General features: G+C 44.5%; 28 protein-coding genes. 13 read left to right on the top strand and 15 right to left on the bottom strand.

All coding sequences use genetic code 11. The annotated features are described in order from the left end of the window. Positions 1-56 precede the first annotated feature (56 nt). The 11 genes from AC6I2O_RS10320 to AC6I2O_RS10270 all read left to right on the top strand — a co-directional run bounded on the left by AC6I2O_RS10320 (position 57) and on the right by AC6I2O_RS10270 (position 12178). Positions 57-1034: a GntR family transcriptional regulator gene (locus AC6I2O_RS10320; RefSeq protein ID WP_497742590.1), complete on the top strand. Its 978-nt coding sequence runs from the start codon at positions 57-59 to the stop codon at positions 1032-1034. 159 nt (positions 1035-1193) lie between these two features. Then, positions 1194-2633, top strand: coding sequence for a hypothetical protein (locus AC6I2O_RS10315; RefSeq protein WP_120392053.1), 1440 nt, complete (start codon positions 1194-1196; stop codon positions 2631-2633). Between the two features lie 370 nt (positions 2634-3003). Next, entirely contained in the window at positions 3004-3261 is a 258-nt protein-coding gene (locus AC6I2O_RS10310) for a hypothetical protein (protein WP_120392052.1), read from the top strand. A 317-nt stretch (positions 3262-3578) separates the two neighbouring features. Next, on the top strand, positions 3579-4013 hold the full coding sequence (gene glmS, locus AC6I2O_RS10305; RefSeq protein WP_120392051.1) for a methylaspartate mutase subunit S: 435 nt from the start codon (positions 3579-3581) through the stop codon (positions 4011-4013). 11 nt (positions 4014-4024) lie between these two features. Beyond that, complete coding sequence (glmL, locus tag AC6I2O_RS10300; RefSeq protein WP_120392050.1) at positions 4025-5407, top strand: methylaspartate mutase accessory protein GlmL; 1383 nt, start codon at positions 4025-4027, stop codon at positions 5405-5407. Between the two features lie 14 nt (positions 5408-5421). Next, complete coding sequence (locus AC6I2O_RS10295; protein WP_497742589.1) at positions 5422-6873, top strand: methylaspartate mutase subunit E; 1452 nt, start codon at positions 5422-5424, stop codon at positions 6871-6873. 107 nt (positions 6874-6980) lie between these two features. After that, entirely contained in the window at positions 6981-8234 is a 1254-nt protein-coding gene (locus AC6I2O_RS10290) for a methylaspartate ammonia-lyase (RefSeq protein WP_497742588.1), read from the top strand. Positions 8235-8246: 12 nt separating this feature from the next. After that, on the top strand, positions 8247-9605 hold the full coding sequence (locus AC6I2O_RS10285; RefSeq protein WP_497742587.1) for an acyclic terpene utilization AtuA family protein: 1359 nt from the start codon (positions 8247-8249) through the stop codon (positions 9603-9605). Positions 9606-9627: 22 nt separating this feature from the next. Beyond that, positions 9628-9945, top strand: coding sequence for a DUF4387 domain-containing protein (locus AC6I2O_RS10280; protein ID WP_120392047.1), 318 nt, complete (start codon positions 9628-9630; stop codon positions 9943-9945). A gap of 149 nt (positions 9946-10094) precedes the next feature. Further along, positions 10095-10952, top strand: a complete 858-nt coding sequence (locus AC6I2O_RS10275; protein ID WP_497742586.1) for an alanine-tRNA synthetase second additional domain-containing protein — start codon at positions 10095-10097, stop codon at positions 10950-10952. A gap of 170 nt (positions 10953-11122) precedes the next feature. After that, positions 11123-12178 carry a tyrosine-type recombinase/integrase gene (locus AC6I2O_RS10270; protein WP_120392045.1) on the top strand — a complete coding sequence of 352 codons (1056 nt, stop codon included), beginning with the start codon at positions 11123-11125 and terminating at the stop codon, positions 12176-12178. A gap of 78 nt (positions 12179-12256) precedes the next feature. On the opposite strand, the gene AC6I2O_RS10265 is transcribed toward AC6I2O_RS10270, so the two are convergent. Together AC6I2O_RS10265 and dtd are read right to left on the bottom strand one after the other, a co-directional pair. Then, the gene (locus AC6I2O_RS10265) at positions 12257-13432 is read right to left on the bottom strand and encodes an iron-containing alcohol dehydrogenase (protein ID WP_120392044.1); all 1176 of its coding nucleotides are present in this window, start codon (positions 13430-13432) and stop codon (positions 12257-12259) included. A 59-nt stretch (positions 13433-13491) separates the two neighbouring features. Continuing rightward, the gene (gene dtd, locus AC6I2O_RS10260) at positions 13492-13941 is read right to left on the bottom strand and encodes a D-aminoacyl-tRNA deacylase (RefSeq protein WP_497742585.1); all 450 of its coding nucleotides are present in this window, start codon (positions 13939-13941) and stop codon (positions 13492-13494) included. A 180-nt stretch (positions 13942-14121) separates the two neighbouring features. Here dtd and AC6I2O_RS10255 point away from each other — a divergent pair, with 180 nt between their 5' ends. After that, positions 14122-14892, top strand: a complete 771-nt coding sequence (locus tag AC6I2O_RS10255) for a tRNA 2-thiocytidine biosynthesis TtcA family protein (RefSeq protein ID WP_497742584.1) — start codon at positions 14122-14124, stop codon at positions 14890-14892. A 23-nt stretch (positions 14893-14915) separates the two neighbouring features. On the opposite strand, the gene AC6I2O_RS10250 is transcribed toward AC6I2O_RS10255, so the two are convergent. From AC6I2O_RS10250 to AC6I2O_RS10220, 7 genes are all read right to left on the bottom strand, one after another. Then, complete coding sequence (locus tag AC6I2O_RS10250) at positions 14916-15800, bottom strand: RluA family pseudouridine synthase (RefSeq protein WP_120392307.1); 885 nt, start codon at positions 15798-15800, stop codon at positions 14916-14918. 155 nt (positions 15801-15955) lie between these two features. Further along, the gene (lspA, locus tag AC6I2O_RS10245) at positions 15956-16510 is read right to left on the bottom strand and encodes a signal peptidase II (RefSeq protein ID WP_497742583.1); all 555 of its coding nucleotides are present in this window, start codon (positions 16508-16510) and stop codon (positions 15956-15958) included. 49 nt (positions 16511-16559) lie between these two features. Then, positions 16560-17669 (bottom strand): 3-dehydroquinate synthase, encoded by a 1110-nt coding sequence (gene aroB, locus AC6I2O_RS10240; protein WP_120392041.1) that lies wholly within the window; start codon positions 17667-17669, stop codon positions 16560-16562. Positions 17670-17769: 100 nt separating this feature from the next. Then, positions 17770-18552 (bottom strand): YlmH family RNA-binding protein, encoded by a 783-nt coding sequence (locus tag AC6I2O_RS10235; protein ID WP_497742582.1) that lies wholly within the window; start codon positions 18550-18552, stop codon positions 17770-17772. A gap of 67 nt (positions 18553-18619) precedes the next feature. After that, on the bottom strand, positions 18620-19192 hold the full coding sequence (locus AC6I2O_RS10230; protein WP_120392039.1) for a cell division protein SepF: 573 nt from the start codon (positions 19190-19192) through the stop codon (positions 18620-18622). 21 nt (positions 19193-19213) lie between these two features. Continuing rightward, positions 19214-19909: a YggS family pyridoxal phosphate-dependent enzyme gene (locus AC6I2O_RS10225; protein WP_120392038.1), complete on the bottom strand. Its 696-nt coding sequence runs from the start codon at positions 19907-19909 to the stop codon at positions 19214-19216. A gap of 75 nt (positions 19910-19984) precedes the next feature. Next, on the bottom strand, positions 19985-21349 hold the full coding sequence (locus AC6I2O_RS10220; protein WP_120392037.1) for a biotin/lipoyl attachment domain-containing protein: 1365 nt from the start codon (positions 21347-21349) through the stop codon (positions 19985-19987). Positions 21350-21491: 142 nt separating this feature from the next. Between AC6I2O_RS10220 and AC6I2O_RS10215 the strand changes: the two genes are divergently transcribed. Then, complete coding sequence (locus AC6I2O_RS10215) at positions 21492-21701, top strand: DUF378 domain-containing protein (RefSeq protein ID WP_120392036.1); 210 nt, start codon at positions 21492-21494, stop codon at positions 21699-21701. Positions 21702-21769: 68 nt separating this feature from the next. On the opposite strand, the gene AC6I2O_RS10210 is transcribed toward AC6I2O_RS10215, so the two are convergent. The 6 genes from AC6I2O_RS10210 to minD form a co-directional block, all read right to left on the bottom strand. Next, a complete protein-coding gene (locus AC6I2O_RS10210; RefSeq protein WP_120392035.1) occupies positions 21770-22189 on the bottom strand; it encodes a twitching motility protein PilT in 420 nt (139 codons plus the stop codon). Positions 22190-22307: 118 nt separating this feature from the next. Then, the gene (locus AC6I2O_RS10205; RefSeq protein WP_497742581.1) at positions 22308-23336 is read right to left on the bottom strand and encodes a D-alanyl-D-alanine carboxypeptidase family protein; all 1029 of its coding nucleotides are present in this window, start codon (positions 23334-23336) and stop codon (positions 22308-22310) included. Between the two features lie 37 nt (positions 23337-23373). Next, entirely contained in the window at positions 23374-23769 is a 396-nt protein-coding gene (locus AC6I2O_RS10200; RefSeq protein ID WP_120392034.1) for a methylglyoxal synthase, read from the bottom strand. A gap of 13 nt (positions 23770-23782) precedes the next feature. Beyond that, positions 23783-24883, bottom strand: coding sequence for an FtsW/RodA/SpoVE family cell cycle protein (locus AC6I2O_RS10195; protein WP_120392033.1), 1101 nt, complete (start codon positions 24881-24883; stop codon positions 23783-23785). Continuing rightward, positions 24858-25103 (bottom strand): cell division topological specificity factor MinE, encoded by a 246-nt coding sequence (locus AC6I2O_RS10190; protein ID WP_120392032.1) that lies wholly within the window; start codon positions 25101-25103, stop codon positions 24858-24860. The genes AC6I2O_RS10195 and AC6I2O_RS10190 overlap by 26 nt, the downstream gene beginning before the upstream one ends. 9 nt (positions 25104-25112) lie before the next feature. After that, positions 25113-25904, bottom strand: a complete 792-nt coding sequence (gene minD / locus AC6I2O_RS10185; RefSeq protein WP_120392031.1) for a septum site-determining protein MinD — start codon at positions 25902-25904, stop codon at positions 25113-25115. Between the last annotated feature and the right edge of the window lie 11 nt (positions 25905-25915).

The following is a 25915-nucleotide window of genomic DNA, read 5'->3' as shown; positions in this document are numbered from 1 at the left end:
ACATGAAAAAGCCTTTTTATATGCAGGAAAGGAAAATTGATCCAGAGGGTGATAGTATGAATTTTTTCATTGATAAAAATAGTTCCGTTTCTATTTATCAGCAGCTGGTGAGCCAGATTACAGATAAAGTACAAAACGGTGAGCTTCCATCAGGTCAGAAATTGCCTACGGTTCGCGAACTGGCAGAACAGACAGGTATTGCCCGGGGAACTGTAAAACATGCCTATGAAGAATTGGAACGAAAAGGCATGCTCAAAATGACCCGTGGGAGAGGTACCTTTGTACAGGAGCTAGCCACACAAAACAGCAGCTCCAAAGCCCGGGCAATCGCCGCAATTGAAGACCTTCTGGATGAAATGGAGGCCCTTTCCTTTTCGCACCAGGAAATTCAGATGTTTTTCAATCTGAAGCTTCGTGAACGGATGGAGCGCGATAATAATGTCTGCATTATTTTTATTGACTGCAATCCGGAAACCCTGGCGAATATCATCAATCAGATTTCCGTTTTTCCGAATATCGAAGCACATAAGCTGCTTCTGTCAGATGCTTTAAAGAAACCATTCGTTATGGATGATTTTGCTGATCTGATTGTCACAACTTCCACACATGCAGCGCAGCTTGGCAGCGTTGTATCGAATAAAGAGAAGCTGATTCAGGTTGTGACAGCGCCAAGTGGTCCAACCGTGGCCAAAATGGCTTTAATCAGCGGAAAATCTGTTGGTATTGTCTGTGCAAGTGAGACATATTCCAACATTATCCGCGGAAGTATGCAAAATCTGGAGCTGTCCTGCAAAGATGTGGAGACGTATCTGTTTGGAAGCATGGTACAGCTTGAGGTCTTCCTTGAATACAAAGATGTCATTATTGTTCCGAACGATTACCTTCTGTTCTGCAACCGTACAGAAGGAGATGCGATCCGCAAAGCAGAACAACAGGGAAAAACAGTGATCCGTTATAATTATCAGATCGACGGTGGTTCCCTTTTAAATGTACAGGAGAAAATCGAGAGCGTACAAACGGCAAGATATTTATAAAACCGAATCAGAAACAACAGCTGAAAAATTTGAGGGCAGCATCTATTCGAAGAACAAAAATTTACAATCTAAACGCAAATTTTGATAAATCTCAAAAACGTGGAAAATTGCTATAATAAATTGGTCAAAAGACAAAAAATAAAATAGCAGGAGGAAAAAATGAAGCGTTTTAGATGGATGGTTATGTTTGTGCTGATGTTTGCTCTGCGAATGAATGTATGCGCATCAGAAGCAGAAGAACAGGGGCCTCATTTGGTGGAGGCGAGCATTGTAACTGAGGTTTTGGAGTGGGGTGAGACGGTAACCGCGCTGAGACTGGAGTACTCAGAGGAGATTCCGGCAATTTCCGTTCCGCAGAATATGCAGTATCCTGGAACGGTGACGTATATGCTGGCGAACGACCGTGATATTGTATCCGTATATGTAAATAACAGTGGCAAGAAGGATGATGTGCAGGTGAAAGGAAAGTACGTGTTCCTGAATCTGGGCCTGGAGAGCGAGAACTACTTCTCTTATACTTCCTACGTTACGTTCAACCCGACTGCAAATCGTAGGGATCAGATTCCGGAATTCCAGTTCTATCAGGTAAATGATATTGAAACCTGCTCGGGCGCAATTATTCCGGCATCTGCTCCGGTAGGGGATCATAGCTGTTTTGTTTCCACAACAAATGAAATTTGTATAGGAACAGATGATTTTACATATTTTGACTATGAAAATATCGGATATCTGCTGTATATTCCGGAAGGATATGATGCCAAAGACGCAAATCTGGCAGACCTTCCGCTGGTGGTACATTTTTCCGCAGGTGATTACGGTTACTCTGACTGGACAGGAAAATACCGTGGAGCATTGTTTACACATCCGGACTGTGTTGTATGGGGAATGCCTGAAAATCAGGAAAAGAATCCGTCCTTTGTTGTAACTCTGGCATGTGCAAGTGATCCGGAAGGAGGCTGGGGAAATATGGACTTTGCGACAAGCCCGCTTCAGCAGAAATATTTCGGTATCATTGAGAAAATTATCTCAGATTACAATGTAGATACCTCCCGTATCTATGCAGTAGGTCTGGCTTCCGGTGCAAAACCGATGCTTTCTATGATGGAGGCGCATATGGATCTGTTTGCTGCTCAGATGTCCACAGCATATGATCCGTATACAATATATAAGGATAGAGAAGTAGCAGCAGAAAAGATGGCCATGTTCTTTGAAGAAATGCCTTGCTGGTGGTTCACTGGTTATGAAGACAATTCCAGAACAGCGGCAGAAGGCATTGATACCTGGTTAAAGGGTGAGCGTCTGGCAATCAGTGCGGCAGATGTACAGGAAAAGTATGGCATACCTGTTTATGATGGTTACGGAGAAGAAGGCGAACTGATGTGGAATGGACAGCTGCGAGGCGCAGCGGCAGATCAGCTGGCTCTGGATCAGATTGCAGCAGCAGAAGCAATGGGAGCCAATGATATGATGACTTCTTTCATTCCGGGTTCCGTTTGCTATGCAGCTCACTGGGGATGGAATGGAGCATACACCAATGCGACAGTGCTTGACTGGATGTATGCACAGGTGAATGAAGCACCTTATGTTTTATCTGAGTAATATAAAATCATGAAAAACAGCTGGAAGAGAGTTAAATACTTTCTTCCGGCTGTTTTTTTAATTCTGATTTGGCGAGAATTGTAAAAAAACCATCCGTTAAACGAATAGTAGGCTTTGATTGAGTCAAAGATATCTAAATTCTATCCAATTTTGTCTGAGTTTTGTCACAATATAAAATTATGAATTATGTTATGTATAATACGAATTAGTCCGGAAATAATGCTTTTATCTGGCAGTTTCCGATTTGCTGAATGAGTCCTTCCAGTCAGAGGTACGCAGTTACACAGCTCAGGTTGGCTATCAGGCGTCCGATGCGCAGGCACTAGCAGAAGCGCCGAAGCGCCGCGGCTGATGGGAAAAGTACAATGAGATGTATGTTATTGCTCGTGGTAAGGAATATTCGTCCAATCCTCAGAGCGTAATCGCTGTACATAACAATGTGGAGAAGAATAGCGCAAGTGCCATCGGTTCTCTGAATACCAAGAATAGAACAGGCGGTTTCCTGTTTACTAAGTATTATCTGGGCCTCGAGGATGAGCCATATGATTCCTATAAGTTCCTGAGCAACTATCTCTACTTTGGTAAGATACAGCATGGTAAGCCTAATGAAAATCCGACCTATTTATAAAGGTTCCGGCAAAGGAAATGAAAACGGCAGCAGCCTGGGAGGGGCATTCTTGTCGGAGGTTGAAACGCATGTATCTGATAGGTGGAATCGATTCATTTATCTACGAATGGTTATTGCTATCAAACTACTTTTTTTAATAATTTCTATTTGTACTATATCAATTTAAAAAGATTATTCCAATAATTTAAGAGGAAAATATACAGTAAATACAGAAAAAATAAAAGTTTCAAAAAAATATTGACACCTATTGAATCATATATTAGTATAAAGTTATAGTTCAATTATAACTATTCATACAAAACAATAAGAGGTGTGCTATGGAAAAGAAAACTTTAGTCATGGGCGTCATCGGCGCTGACGTTCATGCGGTTGGCAATAAGATTTTGTATCATGCATTTACTGGTGCGGGATTTAACTGTGTCAACCTTGGAGTAATGGTGTCGCAGGAAGAGTATATCAATGCGGCAATTGAAGCGAATGCTGATGCAATCGTGGTTTCTTCTCTGTATGGGCATGGAGAGCTGGACTGCCGCGGTATGCGTGAAAAATGTAATGAGGCGGGGCTTGAAGGCATTTTGCTCTACGTGGGCGGCAACATCGTAGTCGGAAAACAGGTTTTTGATGAAGTGGAAAAACGCTTTAAGGCGATGGGCTTTGACCGTGTATTTGGACCGGGCACACCACCTGAAACAACAATCGAGGCACTGTATGAGGATTTGAACGTGCAGCCTCCCGAAGAATATGAGGAATAAGAGAGGGTACGATGAAACCGGTATTGCTGATTGATTTTGGGAGTACATATACGAAGGTGACTGCCGTCGATGTTGGGCAGGAAGTGCTGCTTGGAACCGCCAGCAGCTATACGACAGTGCAGACTGACATCGGGGAAGGCCTTCAGAAAGCTTTGAATATTTTGGAACAGAAAACCGGAAAACTGGATTTTGCAGAGCGTTATGCGTGTTCTTCAGCAGCAGGAGGGTTGCGGATGATAACGAGCGGTCTGGTGCCGGAGCTGACAGCGGAAGCAGCGAGACAGGCATCGCTTGGCGCAGGAGCGAAGGTCATCCGGGTCTATTCTTATGAGCTGACAAAAAAAGATATTGCGGAGATTACTGCAAGTCGGCCTGATATGATTTTACTGGTGGGGGGTACAGACGGCGGCAACAGCAAATGTATTTTGAGCAACGCAAAAAAGCTTTCTCAGACAGAGCCGTTCTGTCCTGTCGTAATTGCCGGTAACCGCAACTGTGCGGATGAATGTGAGGAGCTTTTGGAAAACTGGGAAACACATGTCTGTGAAAATGTAATGCCAAAATTTAATGAACTGAATATTGAGCCGGCACAACAGGAAATACGCCAGATTTTTTTAAACAGAATTATTCAGGCAAAGGGCCTCAGCAAAGCCACTGAATTGATTTCGGGTATCCTGATGCCGACCCCGGCGGCTATGATGGCAGCTATGCAGCTTCTGGCAGAAGGAACCGAATCCGAATCCGGAATCGGAGAGCTTGCGGCTATCGACCTTGGAGGAGCGACGACGGATGTTTACTCGATTGCCGACGGAAGACCCGTTCAGGCAAATACGATTGTCAAAGGTCTGATGGAGCCTTACGCAAAACGAACAGTAGAAGGTGACATCGGAATGCGTTATAGCATCTGGGGAATTGTGGAAGCATCCGGTATAGAGCGTATCAGCAGACTGTCCGGAATTGATGCCAGGCGCGCAGAGGAAATGATTCGTTTTCTTTCTGAAAATACAGAACAGCTTCCAAACGATGAAGAGTGGGAGCGGCTTGATTTTGCGCTGGCATCCCTTGCAGTCGAGACGGCGATGACACGTCATGCAGGAACGCTTGAGCCTGTATATACGCCGATGGGGCTTGCTTATTCACAGGCCGGAAAGGATTTGACCGAAGTCCGAAATGTCGTTGTCACCGGAGGCGCGATCATTCACACAAAACGAACGGGAGAAATCGCAGCACACAGCTTGCAGGACCCAAATTACCCTGGTTCTTTGCGCCCGGTACGCGCTGAATTTCTGGTAGACCGCAATTATATTCTGGCAGCAATGGGACTGCTTGGGCAGTATTACCCGGATACAGCTTTAAAGATCATGAAAAAAGAACTGGTCAGAGCGACCAGATAACAGGAGGAACTTAAATGGAAATCAAAAACAAACGTTTGGCGGATGAAGAATTTTACAGTATCCGCCAGGACGTCCTGAATCAGTGGCCAACCGGACAGGAAGTGAATCTGGAAGAAGCTTTTGCATTTCACAAATCTCTGCCGGATAAAAAGATTTTCAGCAAAAAGTTGAATGAGGCAAAAGCAAATAGAACGACACTGGTACAGCCCCGTGCAGGTGTTCCGCTGATCCAGAAACATATTGAACTGCTGACTCATCTGCAAAACAGCGGCGGAGCAGACCTACTCCCGACGACGATTGACAGCTACACGCGTCAGAACCGGTATAAAGAAGCAGCAGTCGGAATCGAAGAGTCAATCAAAGCGGATAAATCCATGCTGAATGGTTTTCCGGCTGTTAACCACGGCGTATCGGCATGCCGTCAGGTGATAGAGGCAATCGACGTACCGCTTCAGATTCGTCATGGTACGCCGGATGCACGCCTTTTGACAGAGATTGTTTACGCCGCAGGATTTACGAGCTATGAAGGCGGCGGCATTTCCTACAATATCCCTTATGCAAAAAGCGTTCCGATTGAGCGTACCATTGCAGACTGGCAGTATTGTGACCGGCTGACGGGCATTTATGAGGAGGCAGGCATTTCCATCAACCGTGAGCCTTACGGTCCCCTGACCGGAACACTTGTTCCGCCGTGTATTTCCCATACGGTTGCAATTATAGAAGCATTGCTGGCAGCAGAACAGGGTGTTAAGAATATTACAGTCGGATATGGTCAGTGCGGGAATCTGATTCAGGATGTCGCTGCAATTCGTACGCTGGAAACTCTGACCGAAGAGTACCTGCATCAGTACGGCTACACCGACGTAACGGTTACTACTGTTTTACATCAGTGGATGGGCGGATTCCCGCAGGATGAAGCGCAGGCATTCGGTGTAATTTCCTGGGGAAGTGCCGCAGCAGCTCTCTCTCACGCAACAAAGGTGATCGTGAAAACACCGCACGAGGCGATGGGGATTCCAACCGCGGAGGCAAATGCACAGGGACTGCGCTGTACAAAACAGATTATATCTATGCTGCGTGATCAGACGGTCGATGAAATTTCGCTTCAGGAAGAAAAAGAAATTATCACAGCAGAGACAAAATGTCTTATGGATAAATGCTTTGAACTCGGCGGAGGTGATATTGCGCTTGGCACAGTGCGCGCATTCCAGGCAGGTGTACTCGATGTTCCGTTTGCGCCGTCCCGCTATAATGCAGGTCAGATGCTTCCGGTACGTGACAACAATGGAGCGGTCCGCATTCTGACAATGGGAAATCTACCGTTTACAAAGGAGCTTGTTGATTTCAATCACGGAAAAATAGAAGAGAGAGCAAAATTTGAAAAGCGAAAAGCCTCTTTCCAGATGGCAATTGACGATGTTTATGCCATCAGCAAAGGCCGGCTTGTAGGAAGACCGAGAGGCTGACAAGACAAACAACAAAGCAAAAAATAGTTAAAAATGATAACAGTACATAGAGCTTGCAAATGCCCGTCATCAGGACAATGTAAGCATGAAAAGGAGTTGTTAATATCATGAAAATTGTAAACATGATCTGCGCAAAAGGCAGAACCGGATTTTTCTTTGACGATCAAAGAGCCATTAAAAAAGGGGCTGTTTCCGATGGCGCTGCTTATAAAGGAGCGCCTGTAACAGACGGATTTACTGCAATCCGGCAGGCAGGAGAGGCAATCTCTGTTATGCTCGTGCTGGAAGACGGCCAGATTTCCTACGGTGACTGCGCCGCGGTTCAGTATTCCGGAGCCGGCGGACGTGACCCGTTGTTTCTGGCAGAGGATTTTATTCCTGTTATTGAAACAGAAATCAAACCGATGCTGGTGGGCCAGGAGGCAGACAGTTTCCGGCGCCTGGCTGAGATGGTAGACCACCCGGAGAAGGCCGGAAAGAAATTCCATACCGCCATCCGTTACGGTGTGACACAGGCGATTCTGGACGCTGTTGCAAAAGCGCAGCATAAAATGATGTGCGACGTGATTGCCGAAGAATATGATACTACTGTGTCTGAGAAAGAGATTCCGATTTTTACGCAGTCCGGCGATAACCGCTATGAAAATTCAGACAAAATGATCATCAAGCAGGCAGATATCCTTCCACACGCTCTGATCAATAACGTAAAGACAAAGCTGGGAGAGCATGGCGAGCTGCTGGAAGAGTACGTAGGATGGCTGCGAGACCGCGTTCTGGCCCTTCGCACCCGCGAAGATTATTTTCCGGTATTCCATATTGACGTATACGGTACCATCGGTGCAGCATTCGGCAACGATAATTACGAAGCGATGGCTGATTATCTGGCAAAACTTGAGGCGATTGCAAAGCCGTTCCATCTCCGCATCGAAGGCCCGATGGATGTCGAGGACCGAGAGTTGCAGATGAAAGCACTTGCAGAGCTGACACGTGTTGTTGACGAGCGTGGTATTGATGTGGAGCTGGTAGCCGACGAGTGGTGCAATACACTTGAAGATATCAAGTATTTTGCAGATCACAAGGCAGGCCATATGGTACAGATTAAGACCCCGGATCTTGGCGGTATCAATAATATTGCAGAAGCGGTACTTTACTGCAAGGAAAAAGGAATTGGCGCTTACCAGGGCGGCACGTGTAATGAAACCGACCGATCAGCTCAGGTCTGTGTAAATATTGCGATGGCCGTGCAGCCGGATCAGATTCTGGCAAAGCCGGGTATGGGCGTAGATGAAGGGTATATGATCGTTTACAACGAAATGCAGCGTATTCTTGCCGTACGCAGCGCATTAAAAGCATCAAAGTAAGGAGGCGGCATCGTGAGAGAAGAGTTTCGAATTTTATCAGCCACAGCCATTCTCGGCTACGGATTTCCGATCGAATCATTTGAAGAGGGAATGAAACGCAAACCGGATCTGATCGCGGTAGATGCAGGTTCCACGGATCCAGGACCGTTTTATCTGGGAGAGGGCGTATCCTTTACCGACCGCGGCGCAGTGAAGCGTGACCTGGAAATTATGATCTGCACCGGCGTCAGGGATGGTATCCCGGTTGTCATCGGTACAGCCGGTGGCTCTGGTGCGGAACCGCATCTGGAATGGTGCGCAGATATCATCCGTGAGATTGCCAGAGAGCATGATCTGCATTTTAAAATGGCATTGATTCACGCTGATATGGACAAAGAAAAGATGAAGAAAGCGCTGGCAGAGGGGAAAATCACTCCGCTTGATCCTGCGCCTCCGCTTACGGAAGAGGAGATTGAAAGCACGACGCACATTGTGGGGCAGATGGGCGTAGAACCGATCATGAAAGCGCTTGATGAAGAAGTGCAGGTGGTACTAGCCGGACGTGCCTATGATCCGACTGTATTTGCAGCCCCGGCAATCCGCAAAGGATACGATAAAGGGCTGGCAATTCACCTTGGCAAAATTCTCGAATGTGCATCCATCTGCGCAACACCTGGAAGCGGCTCTGACTGTATGTTTGGCTATCTCGGAGAAGACTATTTCCGCGTAGAGCCATTGTCCTCTGTGCGCAAATGTACCACGTTGTCCGTGGCCGCACATACGCTTTATGAAAAAACAAATCCGTATATTCTGCCCGGTCCGGGCGGTCATCTTGATCTGACTGACACCACATTTGAGCAGGATTCGGAAAATACAGTAAAAGTAAAAGGCAGCCGTTATGTGACAGCTCCGAAATACACCGTGAAACTCGAGGGTGCAAAATGCATCGGTTATCGCACCGTGTCCGTAGCCGGCACGCGCGATCCGATTATGATTCAGAAAATAGACGACATCGTTCAGGGTGTTCGTGACCGCGTTACTGACAACTATCGGGATAAAGGTTATAAATACAGCCTGAATTTCACCATTTACGGAAAGAATGGTGTCATGGGCGATCTGGAACCGATCAAAAATGCACAGCCGCACGAGCTTGGTATTGTGATTGAGGTAGTGGCTGAGACACAGGAGCAGGCTGATACAATCTGCGCATCTGCCCGTTCCACGATGCTGCATTATGGATACGAAGGCCGTCGCGCAACAGCAGGCAACCTGGCTTTCCCATTCTCACCGAGTGATTTCCATGCGGGACGCGTTTACGTCTTCAGCATGTATCATATTATCGAGACAGAAGACCCGACGGCCCTGTTCCCGATCGAAATTGTTTCTATTTAAGGTTAAGGAGGAGAGAAGTGCCATGAAAACAAGACTGACCGATATTACTGATGTTGTGCGCAGTAAAAACTCCGGCCCTTATGAGCTGACTCTGGACATTATGTTCAAAACATTTGACGATTTTGAGCGAGTATGCGCCGCCGGAGCGATCAATGAAGAGCTCATCTGCGATCTCTATAAAATTACACCGGATAAAATTATCAATATTATTGAATTTAAGCCGGCAAAATCAATCAAAGTCACAATCAAACGCCCGATCTGTTCCGGTGATCTCGGCGAAACAGACGTATATGGAGCCCAGCAGCATGCGCCGCTGCTTGATATTGTAGTCGATATCTGAAATCATTCTGGACAGAAGTCGTTTTCTTTCTTAAAATAACAGGAGAATAGGAAGGACAACATAGAAAGGGGATTCTTATGCCATACTCTGCACGAATGCAACAAAATCATCTATACAGCGTTTATTTTGCTCCACGTGGACGTACCCGTATGAGTGATCTCGGGATGCAGATCGCGCAGCAGTATCTGAGCCCTTTTGATAAACTGATCGGCATTGTCGGCGAAGCCGGGTCCGGGAAGAGCATGCTGGTAAAAGGCATGTTCCCCGGCCTTGAGCTGACCAATGACGATGAAGGCGTCAACATACGTCCGCTTCCGATTCTGACACAGGATTCCGGCGCCTTTTACAGTCCGCACACCTATCATATTGATATTCGCTTTGAATCTGCCTTTACGCAAATGTGGCAGCTGAAGGATGCAATTTTAGAGGCAATCAATGCCGGAAAACGCGTTGTGGTGGAACATTTTGACCTGATTTATCCGCTTTTAGGGGTAAATGCACACCTGTTGATCGGTGTGGGCAGCGAGATTATTATCACGCGGCCCAATATGTTCGGCCCCGAGCCACAGGATATCGCTGAGAGCGTATTCCACACAATTCACGACCGCAAAATGGTACATTCTGCGGAAGATTTGTGCGGCCATATCCTCGAATCACACGGGATTTCACGTTTTTCACACAGGGATGTAAAGCATGGATTTATTTTAGTGTTTGACACAAAACCTGACGTAAATCTGATCGAACTGGAAAAGGAGATCAAAGCGGCAATTGAAAAAGATCTGCCGATTTCTTATGTAGATGATAAAAACATTTCGATCGGCGACGACATTTATCACTGCACAGGACCGCGTATGCATATTGGATCAACCGGTGAAATTGAAAATTTTGCTTTGCTTCATGAATTTACGCAAGATCCGATTACCAAGGAATATTACCTGGTTGGCGTAGTCGGTTCAAAAGGCGAGCTGCATGCAAACGATCTGAACCGCATTCATATAGAAGTTTAATTGTTTCCGTAATTTATTCTTTCAAAGATCTGTAAAAGCTGGGAAGCAGCGATAAAACACGTATATTCATTGACAAATCCCCGGATCAGTAGTATACTGATTTAAAATACATCTATACGACAAACACATGTTTTTCAAATAGATGGGAAGGGATTTTTCAGATACGCATTATGGACAAACAAATTTCTTATCATGAACAGGTAAACATCGACAATATCCTTCGTCTGCGTGAGGTTTTGAAAACACTGCCTCCGTTTGCGAAGGATTATTTTCGTGCCATTGAACCGACAACCAGCACGCGGACCCGCATTTCCTATGCCTACGATATCCGCATTTTCTTTCAATTTCTTTTCTCAGAGAATCCGGTTTTTAAAAATAAGTCTGTCACGGATCTGACTGTAGATGTACTTGATCAGCTGCAGGCTGTGGATATCGAGGAATATCAGGAATATTTAAAAGTCTACCAGACGGACGATAAAACTCTGACAAACGGGGAACGCGGCCTGAAACGAAAAATGTCAGCGCTGCGCAGTTTTTATGCCTATTATTTTAAGCGTGAAATGATTAAGACGAATCCGACCCTTCTGGTCGATATGCCAAAGCTCCACGATAAGACCATTGTCCGTCTGGATGCGGACGAAACGGCTGAGTTGCTTGACTATATTGAGCATTGCGGCGATCATCTGACCGGTCAGAAAAAACTGTATTATGAAAAAACAAAGTTACGTGATCTGGCCATTGTCACACTTTTACTCGGCACCGGAATCCGTGTTTCCGAGTGTGTTGGCCTTGATGTAAACGATATTGATTTTAAGAACGGCGGAATCCGTGTCGTCCGAAAAGGCGGATCTGAAATGATGGTTTATTTTGGCGAGGAGGTTGAGGAAGCTCTTCTGAACTATCTTGAAGTTCGGGAAAATATCACGCCGGTAGCCGGAAATGAGAATGCGCTCTTCTATTCTACCCAGCGCAAAAGAATTGGCGTACAGGCCGTAGAAAATATGGTCAAAAAATATGCACGTGAAATTACGACCACAAAAAAAATCACGCCGCATAAGCTGCGCAGTACGTATGGCACGAGCCTGTATAAAGAAACCGGGGATATCTATCTGGTTGCGGATGTACTGGGTCATAAAGATGTCAATACGACCAGAAAGCATTACGCAGCCATGGACGAAGACCGCCGCAGAAAGGCAGCTTCTGCTGTACGACTCCGTGAATCATAATATTAGATTTTAGTCAGAATAAGTTAACATAATTTTATTACGTCAACTTATTCTGACTGCTTTTTCATTTATGAAGTTTTATTCTCTGCAAGCCAGATGGTAAATCGCTTCACATTCCTTTGGGCCGAGTTTCATAAAGAAGCCCTCTGTCCGGCCCTCAATCTGAAGCGTTTCAAGCAGCTTCGGGATGTCCTCCTCTTTTGCGCCAAGCTCTGCAAAAGAAGTCGGCATTCCGATGGAATGGAAAAAGGCTCTGGTACGCGCAATGCCCTCTTTTGCTGTCTCTTCCGGATTTTCGAAGTTCATTTCGCATCCCCAGACGCGCACGGCAAACTGCGCAAAGCGGTTCACATCATGACGCATCACATAGGTCATCCAGGCAGGGAACATGACTGCAAGACCCGCGCCATGTGCGCAGTCATACAGGGCAGAAAGCTCATGTTCCAGATTGTGACTTGCCCAGTCCTGCTCTCTTCCAACGCCGCAAACATCGTTGTGTGCCAGAGTACCTGCCCACATAATATTTGCACGCGCTTCATAATCATTCGGGTTTTCCAGTACCTTTGGCAGTTCTTTGATGATTGTTTTGAGAATCCCTTCACATAACCGGTCTGTAATCTCAACGTTTCTCGTATTGGTAAAATAGCGTTCAAAGACATGAGCCATGATATCAGTACAGCCGCTGGCCGTCTGATACGGCGGCAGTGTCATCGTAAGCTCCGGATTCATGATTGCAAAAACAGGGCGAATCAGCTCACTGCCATACCCGCGTTTGTACATCCCGTTTTCCTGCGTGATTACAGAACCATCGCTGCCCTCACTGCCTGCCGCTGCAATCGTCAGCACAGAGGCAACGGGAAGCGATGTTTTTGCTTCTGCCTTTCCGGCATAAAAATCCCAGAAATCTCCCTGATACGGTGTTCCGATGGAAATTGCCTTCGATGAATCAATCGTGCTTCCGCCGCCTACAGCCAGAATAAAGTCTATGTTTTCTTTACGGCAAAGCTCAATTCCTTTATAAACCAGGCCGCTTCTCGGATTTGGCTGAACACCTCCAAGCTCTGCCCAGAACAGCCCTTCCTTCTCCAGTGAGGCCTTCACGCGGTCCAGAAGACCGGAGCGTATCACGCTGCCTCCGCCATAATGAAGCAATACTCGAGTTCCTCCAAAGCGTTTCACATAATGACCCGCCTCATTTTCAGTTCCTTTGCCAAACACAAAATATGTTGGGCTGTAAAATGTAAAATTGTCCATAATTCCCTCCTTGTTTGTATCGGATTGCGAACTTGTCCGCAATTACCTGTAAATGTTTTTTAATGCCGGATACTTTCATCAAGTATCACAGTAAACGGACCGTCATTGCAGAGACGAACCTTCATATCTGCGCCAAATTCTCCACATTCCACTACTGGCACCTGTTTTTTGCATTCTTCAATAATGTACTCATAAAGTGCCTCTGCCATATCCGGAGCTCCGGCATCAACAAAGCTTGGCCTGTTTCCCTTTTTACAATTGGCATACAGGGTAAACTGCGATACGAGAAGCAATTCTCCGTTTACATCCCGCAAAGAAAGGTTTGTTTTTCCCTGTTCATCTTCAAAAATGCGAAGTCCCAACATTTTCCGAATATAAAAATCGGCATCCTCCTTTGTATCTGCCTGTCCCACTCCGATCAGAACCAGAAATCCCTTTCCGATGGAACCGGTTGTCCGTCCATCCACGGTTACACTGGCCTCTGAAACTCTCTGAATTATTAATTTCATATCCTATCTCCTGTCCTAAAAATCCATGATACTATTCTACAATTAGTCTACCTGAAAACATCGTATGGGTCAACCAATTATACTTTATTTTTCATTTTTCATGGTTGTCATCTGCCTTTATTTCAGCTATGATAAAAGCCGAAACAAAAAGAAAAATATTAGTGAAAAAAGGAGTTTTCCATGAAATTACAGAAACTGCTGAGCCTGACACGCAAAGCGATAGATGAATTCCAGATGATACAGCCAGGAGATAAAATTGCGGTCGGTATTTCCGGCGGAAAAGACAGCCTGACACTGCTCTATGCTCTGAGCGCGCTCAGACGCTTTTATCCGGCCCCTTTTTCGATTGAGGCAATAACAGTCAACCTCGGCTTTGTAGGCTTTCATCTGGAGCCAATAAAAGCACTCTGCCAGGAGCTGGACGTGCCCTATACAATTGTTGAAACGGAAATCGGCAACATTATTTTTAAAGAACGCAAAGAAGAAAATCCATGTTCTCTGTGCGCCAAAATGAGAAAAGGTGCCTTCAACGAAAAAGCAAAAGAACTGGGCTGCAATAAGCTTGCATATGCCCATCATAAAGACGATGTGGTAGAAACGCTCCTGATGTCCCTTATCCTGGAAGGCCGTATCCATACGTTTTCACCGGTTACTTATCTGGACCGGATGGATTTGACGCTGATCCGTCCTCTGATCTACGTAGACGAGGCAGATGTAAAAGGCTTTATGAACTTGTATCACCTTCCGATTGCAAAAAATCCCTGTCCTGCAGACGGTTTTACCCAGCGTGAATACGCAAAAGATCTGATTGTGCAGCTCAGTCACGAACACCCTGGGACAAAAGAACGCATGTTTACCGCTATTTTAAACAGCGAACTTCCTGCCTGGAAAGTACGTGTTCCCAAAAAACAACGGACAAAATCTGTAATATCCAGTGTACCGACAACCTGACATCTGGTTTCGCCAAACAGTTCTCAGACAGATCGAAGCTTATTCAGTAAATCCGTAAAATAGAGGGGCAGAGGCGCCTCCACCTCGAGATACTCTTTTGTAGAGGGATGAAGGAACCCAATTGTCATAGCATGCAGCGTCTGCCCTTGCAAACCTGAAAACGGGCACTTGGACGGACCATACACGTCGTCTCCCAGAATTGGATGGCCGATGCTTTTCATATGCACTCGGATCTGATGCGTACGCCCTGTCTCCAGCTGACACTCGATATAAGTAAATTTGTCAAACAGCTCCAGAACGTGATAATGGGTGACAGCCGTCTTTCCTTGGGGGACATTGACGGCCATCTCCTTGCGCTTTTGGGGATGCCTACCAATCGTCGTACGAATAGTACCGTCCTCAGTCAGCCGTCCATACACAATCGCACGGTATTTTCTTGTAATCGAATGCACGCTGAGCTGCTGTGCAATCGCCTGATGTGCCATATCATTCTTGCAGACAATCAGGGAACCGGTCGTATTCTGATCAATCCGGTGAACAATTCCGGGTCTCATGACACCATTGATGCCGGACAGGCTGTTCTGACAGTGGTACATCAATGCATTCACCAGCGTTTTGCTGTAATGCCCTGCCGCAGGATGAACGACCATTCCTTTTGGTTTATTTACAATAATCAGGTCCGAATCCTCATATAAAATATCCAGAGGAATATCCTCTGGTACAATCTGCAATTCCTCTGCTTCCGGAAAAAACACGGAAACTCGGTCTCCTATTGCCGGCTTTGCGCTGGCCTTTATCACTTTTTCATTGATCTTTACACACTTCTCACGAATGAGCTTTTGCAGATAAGAACGTGTAACATCCGGAAATTGCTCTGCCAAAATACGATCAATTCTCTGGCCAGTCATCTGTTCTGTAATTAAAAAAACACTACTGTCGCCATCTGGCTGCTCCCATTTATATGCTTCGATAATTTTATCCACTGTTCCCTCGTTTCATTTATTCCCATCTGAAGTTCGCTATTTCGATCCAAATCTGTATTCCAATATCGAGGATACAAATTTTAATCTGGTTTTCCATTTGATCGGTTGTTCTGTCCAAATGGATTCAAAAATTTAAAATCATCCTCTTTATATAAGGTAAAGATGGCCACAACGCCAAGTGCAGCTCCGATACAGACATAACAGTCTGCAACGTTAAATACCGGGAAATCAATCAGTGATACATATAAAAAATCAATTACATACCCATGTAATATACGGTCTAGCATATTCCCCACGGCGCCTGCGGCAATCAAAACACAGACACAGCGCAGCAAATAATAATGTTTCTCCTGAGGCAATCTCAGATATACAAATACCGCAACAGCCGTCATCACAGCAGCAACCAGGATAAAAAAGGCCTGCCGGTTCGCAAACATTCCAAAGGCGGCGCCTCTGTTTTCCAGATAAAACAGCTGAAATACACCAGGAATAACTGAAACACTCTTCTTTCCTGCAAGAAGGCTCTGTGCGGAATATTTCGTAATTTGGTCAAACAGCAAAAGCAACAAAACGGACAGTGCGCCAAACATGCACCGTTTTCCTTTTTTTTTGCAGTTCTCATATTGGTATTCCATCTTCTTGCCGCCTTTCTCCGTATCTGACCTTTCAGAATTATTTTGGTTCTTACGCGTCTGCATTCAGAAAATTAACGGCATCCAGCATTTCCTTTTCCGTCACCGTCATATCTATGTATGCATGTCCCAGTTTTTTTAGTAAAATAAATCGAATTTTGCCGGCATCCATTTTTTTATCTTTTCTGGTTGCTTCCACAATTGCCTCAGAATCCAAACCATCAAAAGAAATCGGTAACCCGAATCCCACATTCATATCCCGTATTTCATAAAATTCATTCTCATCAATCAAGCCTCTGCACCAGGAAATGTAAGCAGCTGCAACACAGCCAAGTGCAACGCATTCCCCATGCAGCATCTCAAAATGTTTTAGTTTTTCAATCGCATGGCCAATCGTGTGTCCGAAATTGAGCAAAGCACGATCTCCTTTTTCTGTCGGGTCTTTCTCAACCACATACTGTTTGATCTGACAAGATTTCGCCACCATTGCACGCAATATTTCCGGATTGCGGCTTTCAATTTCATCCATATGCGCAATCGTCCACTCGTAAAAATCAGCGTCCAAAATGATCCCGTGCTTTAATAACTCTGCCATTCCGTTTGCAAACTGTTTCTCTGGAAGGGCCTTTAAAACATTGATATTAATGTATACAAGTGCCGGTTGATGGAATGCTCCAACCATATTTTTATACTGATCGAAATCGACTCCTGTCTTTCCTCCGATGCTGCTGTCAATCTGGGCCAACAGCGTCGTCGGCACCTGAATAAACCGAATACCGCGCAGAAAAGTAGCGGCCGCATAACCCGTCATATCCCCGGTTACGCCACCGCCAAGCGCCAGAAGATAATCCTTTCGGTCAAAACCGGCAAGAATCAGTTTCTCATAAATAGACTGAACGGTTGCCAGCGTTTTATTCTGCTCTCCTGCTTCAAAAATAAAACATTCTACCTGACTGCAAACTTTCTCTGCCAGCTCTTTGACTTCTTCCAGATACAGTGGCGCAACGTTAGAATCTGTCACAATGCAGAGCCGGTGACCACTACATCCCACTGCCTCCAATGCGCCAGAAAGCGCTTCAAAGGAATCTCTGAAAAGAATATCGTACGGTGCATTCCCGGCTGTTTTTACTGTGATATTTGTTACTGCTTCGTTCTTTTTCATTTTCTTAAATCCTCCTGGCTGCTTCTCTGACATGTCAGCCAGATTCCGGCTGAATCTTTTACTCTGAGTTTTGGAATACCATTACTCAATTTCTACCTATTCAGATATATTTCTCGAGCTCGACCATGCATCGTCCTTTTTTGGTCTGTCCCAGTACACCGATATAGCGAAAACGTCCCAATCCCCTGGCAGATACAAGATCCATCTCCTTTAATGCATACGCATTTGTCGTAATCAGCTTTCCATTTACAAAGACTTTGCCATCCCCAATCAGGGATAACAAGCTGCTACGTGAAGCCTGAAATGCCAGTGCCATAACTGCGTCTAAACGCACGGATGCAACGCTTCCCGTTATACTTTTCGTCTCAGGCTGATAAACAAAATCCGCCTGACTGCAAATCTCGCAGCACACAGAGGTATGGCGGATTCTGGTAAGCTCGCGGCAGATCAACTCTGCCATAGAAGTACAACAGAACAGATAAAACTCTTCACCACACAATGCAATATCTCCCATTTTGCTGCGTTCAATTCCCAGATGCATCAGCGCGCCAAGAATATCCCTGTGTCCGAGATTTTCTGCAAACTTTGCATGCAACGGACGAATCCGGATACAGGCAATCGGATACTCCCAGGTGTCTTCCTGCCAGTTTGAAAAGTCGTCGTAACCCGAAAAAGCGTCAGGTACAAATGCCGCAATCTGACGCTCCGCTCCCTTATAACCACCAAAAGTTTCCCCTTTCATCCAGGAAAACTTTTGCATCGTTTGGTGTAAAATATTCTGTTCATTTAGATTCAGAAAATCAGTAAAGGAGACAAAACCTCTTCGGTCCGCCATACCTGCCAATTCCTGAAAGCGTTTGATCAGCAGCTCTTCCTCACTCATAGATTAAAATCCGTTCTTTCAGACTTTCCTTCCATTATAAAATCTATATAGTTCAGACCTTGTCCCACTAGAATCTTGTTCCAAAGGAAGGAACATCAAAAGCACCTGTCAGAATTTCCTGGAAGTCTCCGGAAATGTCAACACTTTCTGGTGTGATAATAAAAATGTAATTACTGATCTTCTGCAGGTTTCCATGAATTGCATAACAGGAACCAGATGCAAAATCAATAATTCTCTGTGCTACATCCAGATCCAGGCCTTCCATGTTCAGGACAACTGTACATTCCTCAAGCAGCGTTTCCGTAATCTCGCGTGCATCCTCCATGCTCTTTGGTTTAATCACACAAACCTCCATACCACTGCTTTTTTTGGTACGCATCGGTGCAATTTTTGAGTTACTTCTGGCAGAAGTTTTCGCTTTCATTTTTACAGGCGTGAGCGGTGCGCTTCCGGATGACGTAACTGGTTTTCCTGTCTCTTCCTCTTCCGGCTCTTCCTCATATTTGTTTAGAAAACGTCTTTTTGGTTTCTCTTCTTCGAATTCATCGTAATCGTCGTAATCATCGTCCAGGTAATCCTCACCGAAACCTTCATCGTCGTTCATCTTCATTGCATTCAAAAACTTATCTAAAACTCCCATAAAAAAGTCTCCCATCCGCCCTTAAGTAAGGCTGTAAAATCTTTCACCGAAAATACCGGTTCCTACACGGACCATCGTTGCGCCCTCTTCAATTGCTACCTCGTAATCGCCGGTCATTCCCATGCTAAGATTACACATATTCACATTATCAATGTTTTTGGCTTTGATGTCAACATATAATTTATATAAATCACGGAAGTAGCCGCGATTTTCTTCCGGATTTTCTGTAAATGGAGCTATTGTCATCAGACCTTGTACACAAATATGCGAAAATACACTAATCTGCCTGATAAATGTCTCTGTTTCCTCCGGCATAATACCATATTTGGACGCTTCTCTGGCAACATTTACCTCTACAAGAACCGGCATAACTATTCCATGCTTTTCCGCCTCCTCGTTGATTGCCTCAGCCAGACGCACTGAATCCACGGAATGAATCATACAGACTTTGTCGATGATATATTTTATCTTGTTGCGCTGAAGATGGCCAATCATATGCCATTTCACATCTTTTTCCATAAGCGGATATTTTTCTTTTATTTCCTGAGGTTTATTCTCTCCGAAATTGCGCGTTCCAGCATCATATGCACAGCGCAGCATTTCTACCGGTTTTGTCTTACTCACTGCAACCAGCAAAACTTCATCGCGGTTACGTCCGGCTCTCTCGCAGGCAGCCGTAATCCGCCGTTCCACTTCCTGTAAATTGTCCTTGATCATCATAATCTCCTCTATCTCAACTATTTCTGTCTCAACTATTTCTGTGCATCGCTAAGATACGTCCAAACGCAACCTCTAATATACAATCTGATCTTCCTTCACAAGCGAAGCGTCAAGTACAATATAATCATAGGCCGCCAGACCGTATACGTTGTTGCTCTCCACAATACAGTACTCTTCATTTTCATCAATCACTGTGATCTCACGGAATACGGCATATCCTTTATTAATATTGTATACACCGTGCAGTGTCTCCAGATTCTTCTCCTGCACCTGTATCCTCTTTGCGGAATCTTCCAGCTGAATGTAGTCGCCCTCCGATAATACCTTCTGATCAATCAGATACTCATTATTCTCGTACCGATAAACGTTTGCCGTAATATAACTAACCTTTGAGGAACCATCCCCTGCAAAATGTTCGACTTTCAAAGCAATTTCTTTGTCTGTATCTGCATTTTTGATGACATATTCTTCAGGAATCCTGTAAAAAGCCCGGTCAACAATCGCAGAGGAAGGTATCTTAAGCCCGCTTTTTTTATTCATTACAAGCTCTATCTCTAAAAAACGATCTGTCGCATAACGCACCAGAGAATTATCCAGAGAAATTTTACCAAAAGCTTCCTCGCCGTTTTGAATCACCGAAAATGGCGCAGTAAAAGTCTGGTTATCTTTCAGGAAACGAAAACGGATTTTTTTCATATCGGAAAGCTCCGTAAGCAGCTTTCGATCTATGGGAAAATACAAAGCCCATGTTTCATCTGTAATCAATTTAAAAAGAGGCTGACCAGCTCTGACATTTTTCTGATTACGAAGCTTTGTTGAGCTGTATCTGGTCTGATCAAAAACTTCTGAAGTAAGCTGCTCCTCTTTTAACGTCTCCATTCCATCTATATTGTAAACTACAAAACCGGAGGTGGGCGCATTGCATTGATTTCGCACATTTACATAACCGGTAGAGTTTTGTTCGATAATTTCCGAAATAGAACTTTCCATGGTTGCCTTCAGGTCATACGTTTTCTGGAAGGCACTCCCTGAATAATTAATCGTAAAACTGGACATCGTATCACGAAGCCTACTTGCTTCTTTATCGTCCAGTACAAAATCACTGATCAGGACCGGGTCCAATGATCCGGTTTCATTGACAGAACAAACGGTGCTACCAGCGGAAACCTTACTTCCTTCCCGCTCAAAATAACGAACACTCCCTGACTGTGAGGCAGTAACAATTTCTTCCGTGCGCAGGGAAAGCGCATGATAACGGTAATTTCCTGTGATTGTCCCTTTCATAACTTCATAAGACGTGATATGCGTTTCTGTCATATACATAAAAGTGGAAATAACCATATAAATAAATAGTGTTCCAAACAGAAGCGTACCTATATTAAAAAACGAATATTTTTTATATTTTGTAATTTTTTTCTTTTTACTCCGTTTGCTCAAAAAAGGGCCCTCCTGCGTGTTTCATAAAAGGTCTTACCGATTATTTTACCATGTTCCTCTTTGTGATACAACCTTTGTTCTGAATAAAAACCAATTTTCAGGGAAGACTAAGCCTATCCTAATCTGAAAAGGAGGGAAAGACATGGGAAGATGTTTTGATTATACAGCTCTGACGCTTGTCATTATCGGCGCTGTCAACTGGGGCCTGATTGGTTTTTTCAAGCTGGATCTTGTAAATCTGCTTTTTGGAAATATGACATGGATTTCAAGAATCATCTATGCTCTGGTCGGTCTGGCCGGTCTGTATCTGCTCAGCCTGTATGGCCGGGTAAGAGAAATGGGAAGAGAATAGAATACATTGCAAAACGCCTGAAGCTTTCGGAAAATCCAGAATACTTCAGGCGTTTGTATGTAACTTTATTATAATTCCGCAATAATATTTTCTTTCAGATTTTCAGAAATCGCTGCTGCATTGACAGAAATGCTGATCACAAAGGTCACATGGAACTTTTCTCCAATCTGTACAAGCTTTTCAAGCAGCTCGTTTACTGTTGCTTCGTCCGACGCAGATATTTTCAAAAAGCTGTCAAGATACATCTGCTCAAGATCATGGTCCTGAGAAATAATACCGTAAATAAATCCAAGAAACTCTCCACTTGACTGAAGATCAAATCCGGAAACATCGATCAACCGAACCTTATTATTCAACTCATACATATGTTTGGCACTTTTATCCAGATAAACGATACTCCCATGCGCATTCTTTACTTCTGTGTTCGCTTTATCAAGCAGAACCTTTGTCTTTCCTTTTCCCTTTTCACCTACGATTAACTGTATCATGGCCAATCTCCTCCTTATAGTAGCGGATATATATTCATGCTTTATTATAGTCTATTCAACAGAAAATTACAACACCTAAATCAAATTTCAGGGGTAAATTTACACATAATTCCTCTGATCAGCTCTCGATTAGTGATAATAGTTGATTCATCTCTGCGTAGAGAGATTCTTTTGAATCGCAATGCAAAATAATTGATAAATACGGATTCCCGTACGGATCTTTTGTAAGTAGGGCCAGACAATTACCCGCTTCGTCTGTTGTTCCTGTCTTACCACCATATACCGTGACGTTATCTGGTGCATCAGCGTCATTGGTAAAGTAATGATTCGTCGATTCCCAGGTAACTGCTACAGGAGAACCGTCAATTCTCGAATACTCTGCATAATAATTTTTTCTGCTGATAATATCCTGAAAAATTTCGTATTCCAGCGCTGCATTCATCATCAGATATATATCATATACAGTCGTATAGTGATCCGGATCAGTCAACCCGTGCGGATTTGTAAAATGGGTATTGGTTGCTCCGATCTGTCGGGCCTCCTCGTTCATCATATTTACGAAATTGTCGACAGATCCTCCCACATGCTCGGCAATCATCATACCAGCGTCATTTCCGGAAGCAATCATCAATCCGTAGAGCAGCTGTCTCAGAGACAGCACATCCCCTTCTTTGATATCACAAACAGAAGAACCGTACTCAATATCCTTTACAATGGGCGTCACAGTTATGATATCATCCAGATTTCCATATTTCAGCGTAACAAGTGCTGTCATGATCTTTGTGATACTGGCCTCGCCGCGTTTTGTAAAAATATCTTTTGCATAAATCGTCTGCTTTTTATTCATATCAAACAGTCCGGCCGAGTACGCGCTTAATGAAAGAGCCTGCGTGTTGACCTCGCCGTTTGCCACGCATAGTTCTCCGGCAAATGGTTCTGCCACATTTCCGGAAGACAAGGTATTTCCGATCCCCAGCACCATATCCGCTTTGTCATATGGCTGTGTCAGTGTATAATCATGTGACCGTAACACAAAATAATAAACAAAAAAACATAACAGCAGTGAAATCAGGAATAAAATAACCGCCATCCCGATCAGCTGTCGTTGTTTTTTCTGTTCTTTTTCTTCTTTTGCCTGAATCCTCATCCATTCACGTTCTGAATATCCAGACCGTAAATCAGAACTATCTGTACATCTCACGCCACTCAAGATCCCCTCTATCCAATGATTTCAGTAAAAGCTCTGCGGATGCAATATTGGTTGCCAGAGGGACATTGTGAATATCGCATAGGCGAAGCACTTTATTGATATCCAGCTCACTGCTTCTGGCACTCCCCGGATTACGAAAAAAGATTACGAGGTCAATCTGGTTCTGTTCAATCATTGCCCCGATCTGCTCTTCTCCGCCGATATGCCCTGCAAGAGTTTTGTGAATATTCAATCCCGTAACTTCTTCAATTAACCGGCCTGTCGTCCCTGTTGCATACAACATATGCTTGGCCAGAATGTTTCGATAGGCAATACAAAGATTCTGCATCAGCTTTTTCTTTGTATCGTGTGCAATAAACGCTACTTTCATGAAGCCTACCTCCTTAATATTTTCTTGTCTGAAGTCCGACATTCAGCACGAGCCCGATCCCGATGTAAAAACTGACAAGAGACGTCAATCCGTAGCTCACAAAGGGTAAGGTGATTCCAGTATTTGGTATAATGCCAGTCGTTACTGATATATTAACAAAACTCTGGAAAAAAATCAATGCAGACATGCCGGAAGCAATCAGTGTTCCAGAAAGTGTCTTTGCCCTCCTTCCGATCATAAGACATTCCATGGCGATGATAAACTCAAGAAGTACGATCATGCAACAGCCAATAAAACCAAGCTCCTCGCCCGCAACTGCAAAAATAAAATCGGTCTGAGGCTCCGCAATAAAATTACCATTTTTAACAGAACCAACCGCATCGTTGTTCAGCCCCTTTCCGTAAAGCTGCCCCGATCCAATCGCTTTAATGGAATTCTGCTGCTGATAAGCATCCTGCGGATATTCTTCCGGCCGAAGCCATGCGTAAACACGTTTCATCTGATATTCGTCTACCAGTTTCTGATCCGGCTGCAAAAGAAGGCTCATCAGTATAACCATAAGCGGAATACATACGATCAAAATCCCTCCCACAATTTTATAGCTGAGTCCTGCCATAAAAATAAGGACACAAAACAGAAGCGCCACAACAATCGTGGTAGAAAGATCCGGTTCTTTTACAATCAGGAAAAGCTGAACGCCAATTAAAATCACGGAAAAGACAATAATCCGGAAACTGTTTATCTTATCTTCGTGCACTTCAAAAAACTTTGCAAAAAACATAATCAGCATAATCTTTACAATATCTGACGGCTGAAACTGAAAACCGATGTTAATCCACCTGGTCGCACCGTTTACATTCGTCCCGACTAAAAGAACTGCTGCCAAAAGTCCGGAGCCTGCAAGATAGATAAGCCAGTAAAAGTTAAGCAGCCATGTATAGTCAAACAAAGATACAATCAACATGATTACGATACCCGCTATCATTCCCTGCATCTGCCTTGTCTGAAATTCACTATTCGCACTGCCAATTATGAGAATGCCCAGTGTAGAAAGAACTACTACCCATAAAATCAGCCGAAACCGATAATCACTTAATTTGTATTGTCTTAACATCGTGTACTCCTCGCTTTGTTCCGCTGACAATGTCTATGCGTATTTTCAAAGCCTCTTTATCCAAATTCATGTATTTCGAAAGGACACCCATTACTTCCTTCTGAAGCTGCCGCAGTTCGTCCTGATTACAGGACAGTCGATCCGATGCGACCGTCAGCCTCGTTCTCTCTCGTGCAATCTGACCGGAAGTCCGCAAAAAATCCTTTTGAAATGTTCTCATGACGGCCTCCTACTTCTTCCTGAAAAGTGCAGCCATCCGGTGCAACAAAGAAGAGCCTGCATCAAGATCAGTAAGTGGAACGGTTTCCCCAAGCACCCTTCTTGCAATATTCAAATAAGCTTGTCCCGATATCGTATCACTACCGATGACCGGTTCCCCATGATTTGCCGCTATCACTACACTCTCCTCATCCGGAATTGCCCCGAGAAGATTTACGGCCAGAATATCAATAACATCCTCCACAGACATCATCTGCCCATGTCTCACCATATCCATACGAATACGATTTACAACAAGATCAATCTTTTTGATCCCGGCACCTTCCAACAGTCCAATAATCCGATCTGCGTCACGAATTGCTGATACTTCCGGAGTCGTGACAACAATCGCACGGTCTGCGGCTGCTATTGCATTTCGAAATCCCTGCTCAATTCCTGCCGGACAGTCAAGAAGTACATAATCAAAAATTTCTTTGAGACTATCCACCAGTTTAATCATCTGCTCCGGTGTCACAGCGCTTTTATCTCTAGTCTGTGCAGATGGCAACAGATAAAGATGTGGATAATGCTTGTCCCTGATCAGCGCCTGTTTGATGCGGCAATTGCCTTCCACCACATCCACCAGATTGTAAATAATACGATTTTCAAGCCCCATTACCACGTCAAGATTGCGTAGACCAATATCCGTATCCACCAGAACTACTTTTTTATTCAGACGCGCAAGGCCTGCCCCGATGTTTGCCGTGGAGGTAGTCTTACCGACGCCTCCCTTTCCTGATGTAACAACAATTACTTCGCTCATGAATTTTTCCT

Source organism: Blautia sp. St.27G3 (genome assembly GCF_059728505.1).
The sequence above is the reverse complement of the archived record's forward strand: the minus strand, read 5'-3'. Positions and strand labels throughout refer to the sequence as shown.

Coding starts and splice junctions, on each gene's coding strand:
- AC6I2O_RS10225 (WP_120392038.1), bottom strand. CDS start 19,909: ATGATCAAGGACAATTTACAGGAAGTGGAACGGCGGATTACGGCTGCC.
- AC6I2O_RS10210 (WP_120392035.1), bottom strand. CDS start 22,189: ATGATACAGTTAATCGTAGGTGAAAAGGGAAAAGGAAAGACAAAGGTT.
- AC6I2O_RS10270 (WP_120392045.1), top strand. CDS start 11,123: ATGGACAAACAAATTTCTTATCATGAACAGGTAAACATCGACAATATC.
- lspA (WP_497742583.1), bottom strand. CDS start 16,510: ATGGAATACCAATATGAGAACTGCAAAAAAAAAGGAAAACGGTGCATG.
- AC6I2O_RS10215 (WP_120392036.1), top strand. CDS start 21,492: ATGGGAAGATGTTTTGATTATACAGCTCTGACGCTTGTCATTATCGGC.
- minD (WP_120392031.1), bottom strand. CDS start 25,904: ATGAGCGAAGTAATTGTTGTTACATCAGGAAAGGGAGGCGTCGGTAAG.
- aroB (WP_120392041.1), bottom strand. CDS start 17,669: ATGAAAAAGAACGAAGCAGTAACAAATATCACAGTAAAAACAGCCGGG.
- glmL (WP_120392050.1), top strand. CDS start 4,025: ATGAAACCGGTATTGCTGATTGATTTTGGGAGTACATATACGAAGGTG.
- AC6I2O_RS10195 (WP_120392033.1), bottom strand. CDS start 24,883: ATGTTAAGACAATACAAATTAAGTGATTATCGGTTTCGGCTGATTTTA.
- AC6I2O_RS10205 (WP_497742581.1), bottom strand. CDS start 23,336: ATGAGGATTCAGGCAAAAGAAGAAAAAGAACAGAAAAAACAACGACAG.
- AC6I2O_RS10230 (WP_120392039.1), bottom strand. CDS start 19,192: ATGGGAGTTTTAGATAAGTTTTTGAATGCAATGAAGATGAACGACGAT.
- AC6I2O_RS10280 (WP_120392047.1), top strand. CDS start 9,628: ATGAAAACAAGACTGACCGATATTACTGATGTTGTGCGCAGTAAAAAC.
- AC6I2O_RS10315 (WP_120392053.1), top strand. CDS start 1,194: ATGAAGCGTTTTAGATGGATGGTTATGTTTGTGCTGATGTTTGCTCTG.
- AC6I2O_RS10310 (WP_120392052.1), top strand. CDS start 3,004: ATGTATGTTATTGCTCGTGGTAAGGAATATTCGTCCAATCCTCAGAGC.
- AC6I2O_RS10290 (WP_497742588.1), top strand. CDS start 6,981: ATGAAAATTGTAAACATGATCTGCGCAAAAGGCAGAACCGGATTTTTC.
- AC6I2O_RS10265 (WP_120392044.1), bottom strand. CDS start 13,432: ATGGACAATTTTACATTTTACAGCCCAACATATTTTGTGTTTGGCAAA.
- AC6I2O_RS10320 (WP_497742590.1), top strand. CDS start 57: ATGAATTTTTTCATTGATAAAAATAGTTCCGTTTCTATTTATCAGCAG.
- AC6I2O_RS10250 (WP_120392307.1), bottom strand. CDS start 15,800: ATGACTGGCCAGAGAATTGATCGTATTTTGGCAGAGCAATTTCCGGAT.
- AC6I2O_RS10255 (WP_497742584.1), top strand. CDS start 14,122: ATGAAATTACAGAAACTGCTGAGCCTGACACGCAAAGCGATAGATGAA.
- AC6I2O_RS10190 (WP_120392032.1), bottom strand. CDS start 25,103: ATGAGAACATTTCAAAAGGATTTTTTGCGGACTTCCGGTCAGATTGCA.
- AC6I2O_RS10200 (WP_120392034.1), bottom strand. CDS start 23,769: ATGAAAGTAGCGTTTATTGCACACGATACAAAGAAAAAGCTGATGCAG.
- AC6I2O_RS10235 (WP_497742582.1), bottom strand. CDS start 18,552: ATGAGTGAGGAAGAGCTGCTGATCAAACGCTTTCAGGAATTGGCAGGT.
- glmS (WP_120392051.1), top strand. CDS start 3,579: ATGGAAAAGAAAACTTTAGTCATGGGCGTCATCGGCGCTGACGTTCAT.
- dtd (WP_497742585.1), bottom strand. CDS start 13,941: ATGAAATTAATAATTCAGAGAGTTTCAGAGGCCAGTGTAACCGTGGAT.
- AC6I2O_RS10295 (WP_497742589.1), top strand. CDS start 5,422: ATGGAAATCAAAAACAAACGTTTGGCGGATGAAGAATTTTACAGTATC.
- AC6I2O_RS10275 (WP_497742586.1), top strand. CDS start 10,095: ATGAGTGATCTCGGGATGCAGATCGCGCAGCAGTATCTGAGCCCTTTT.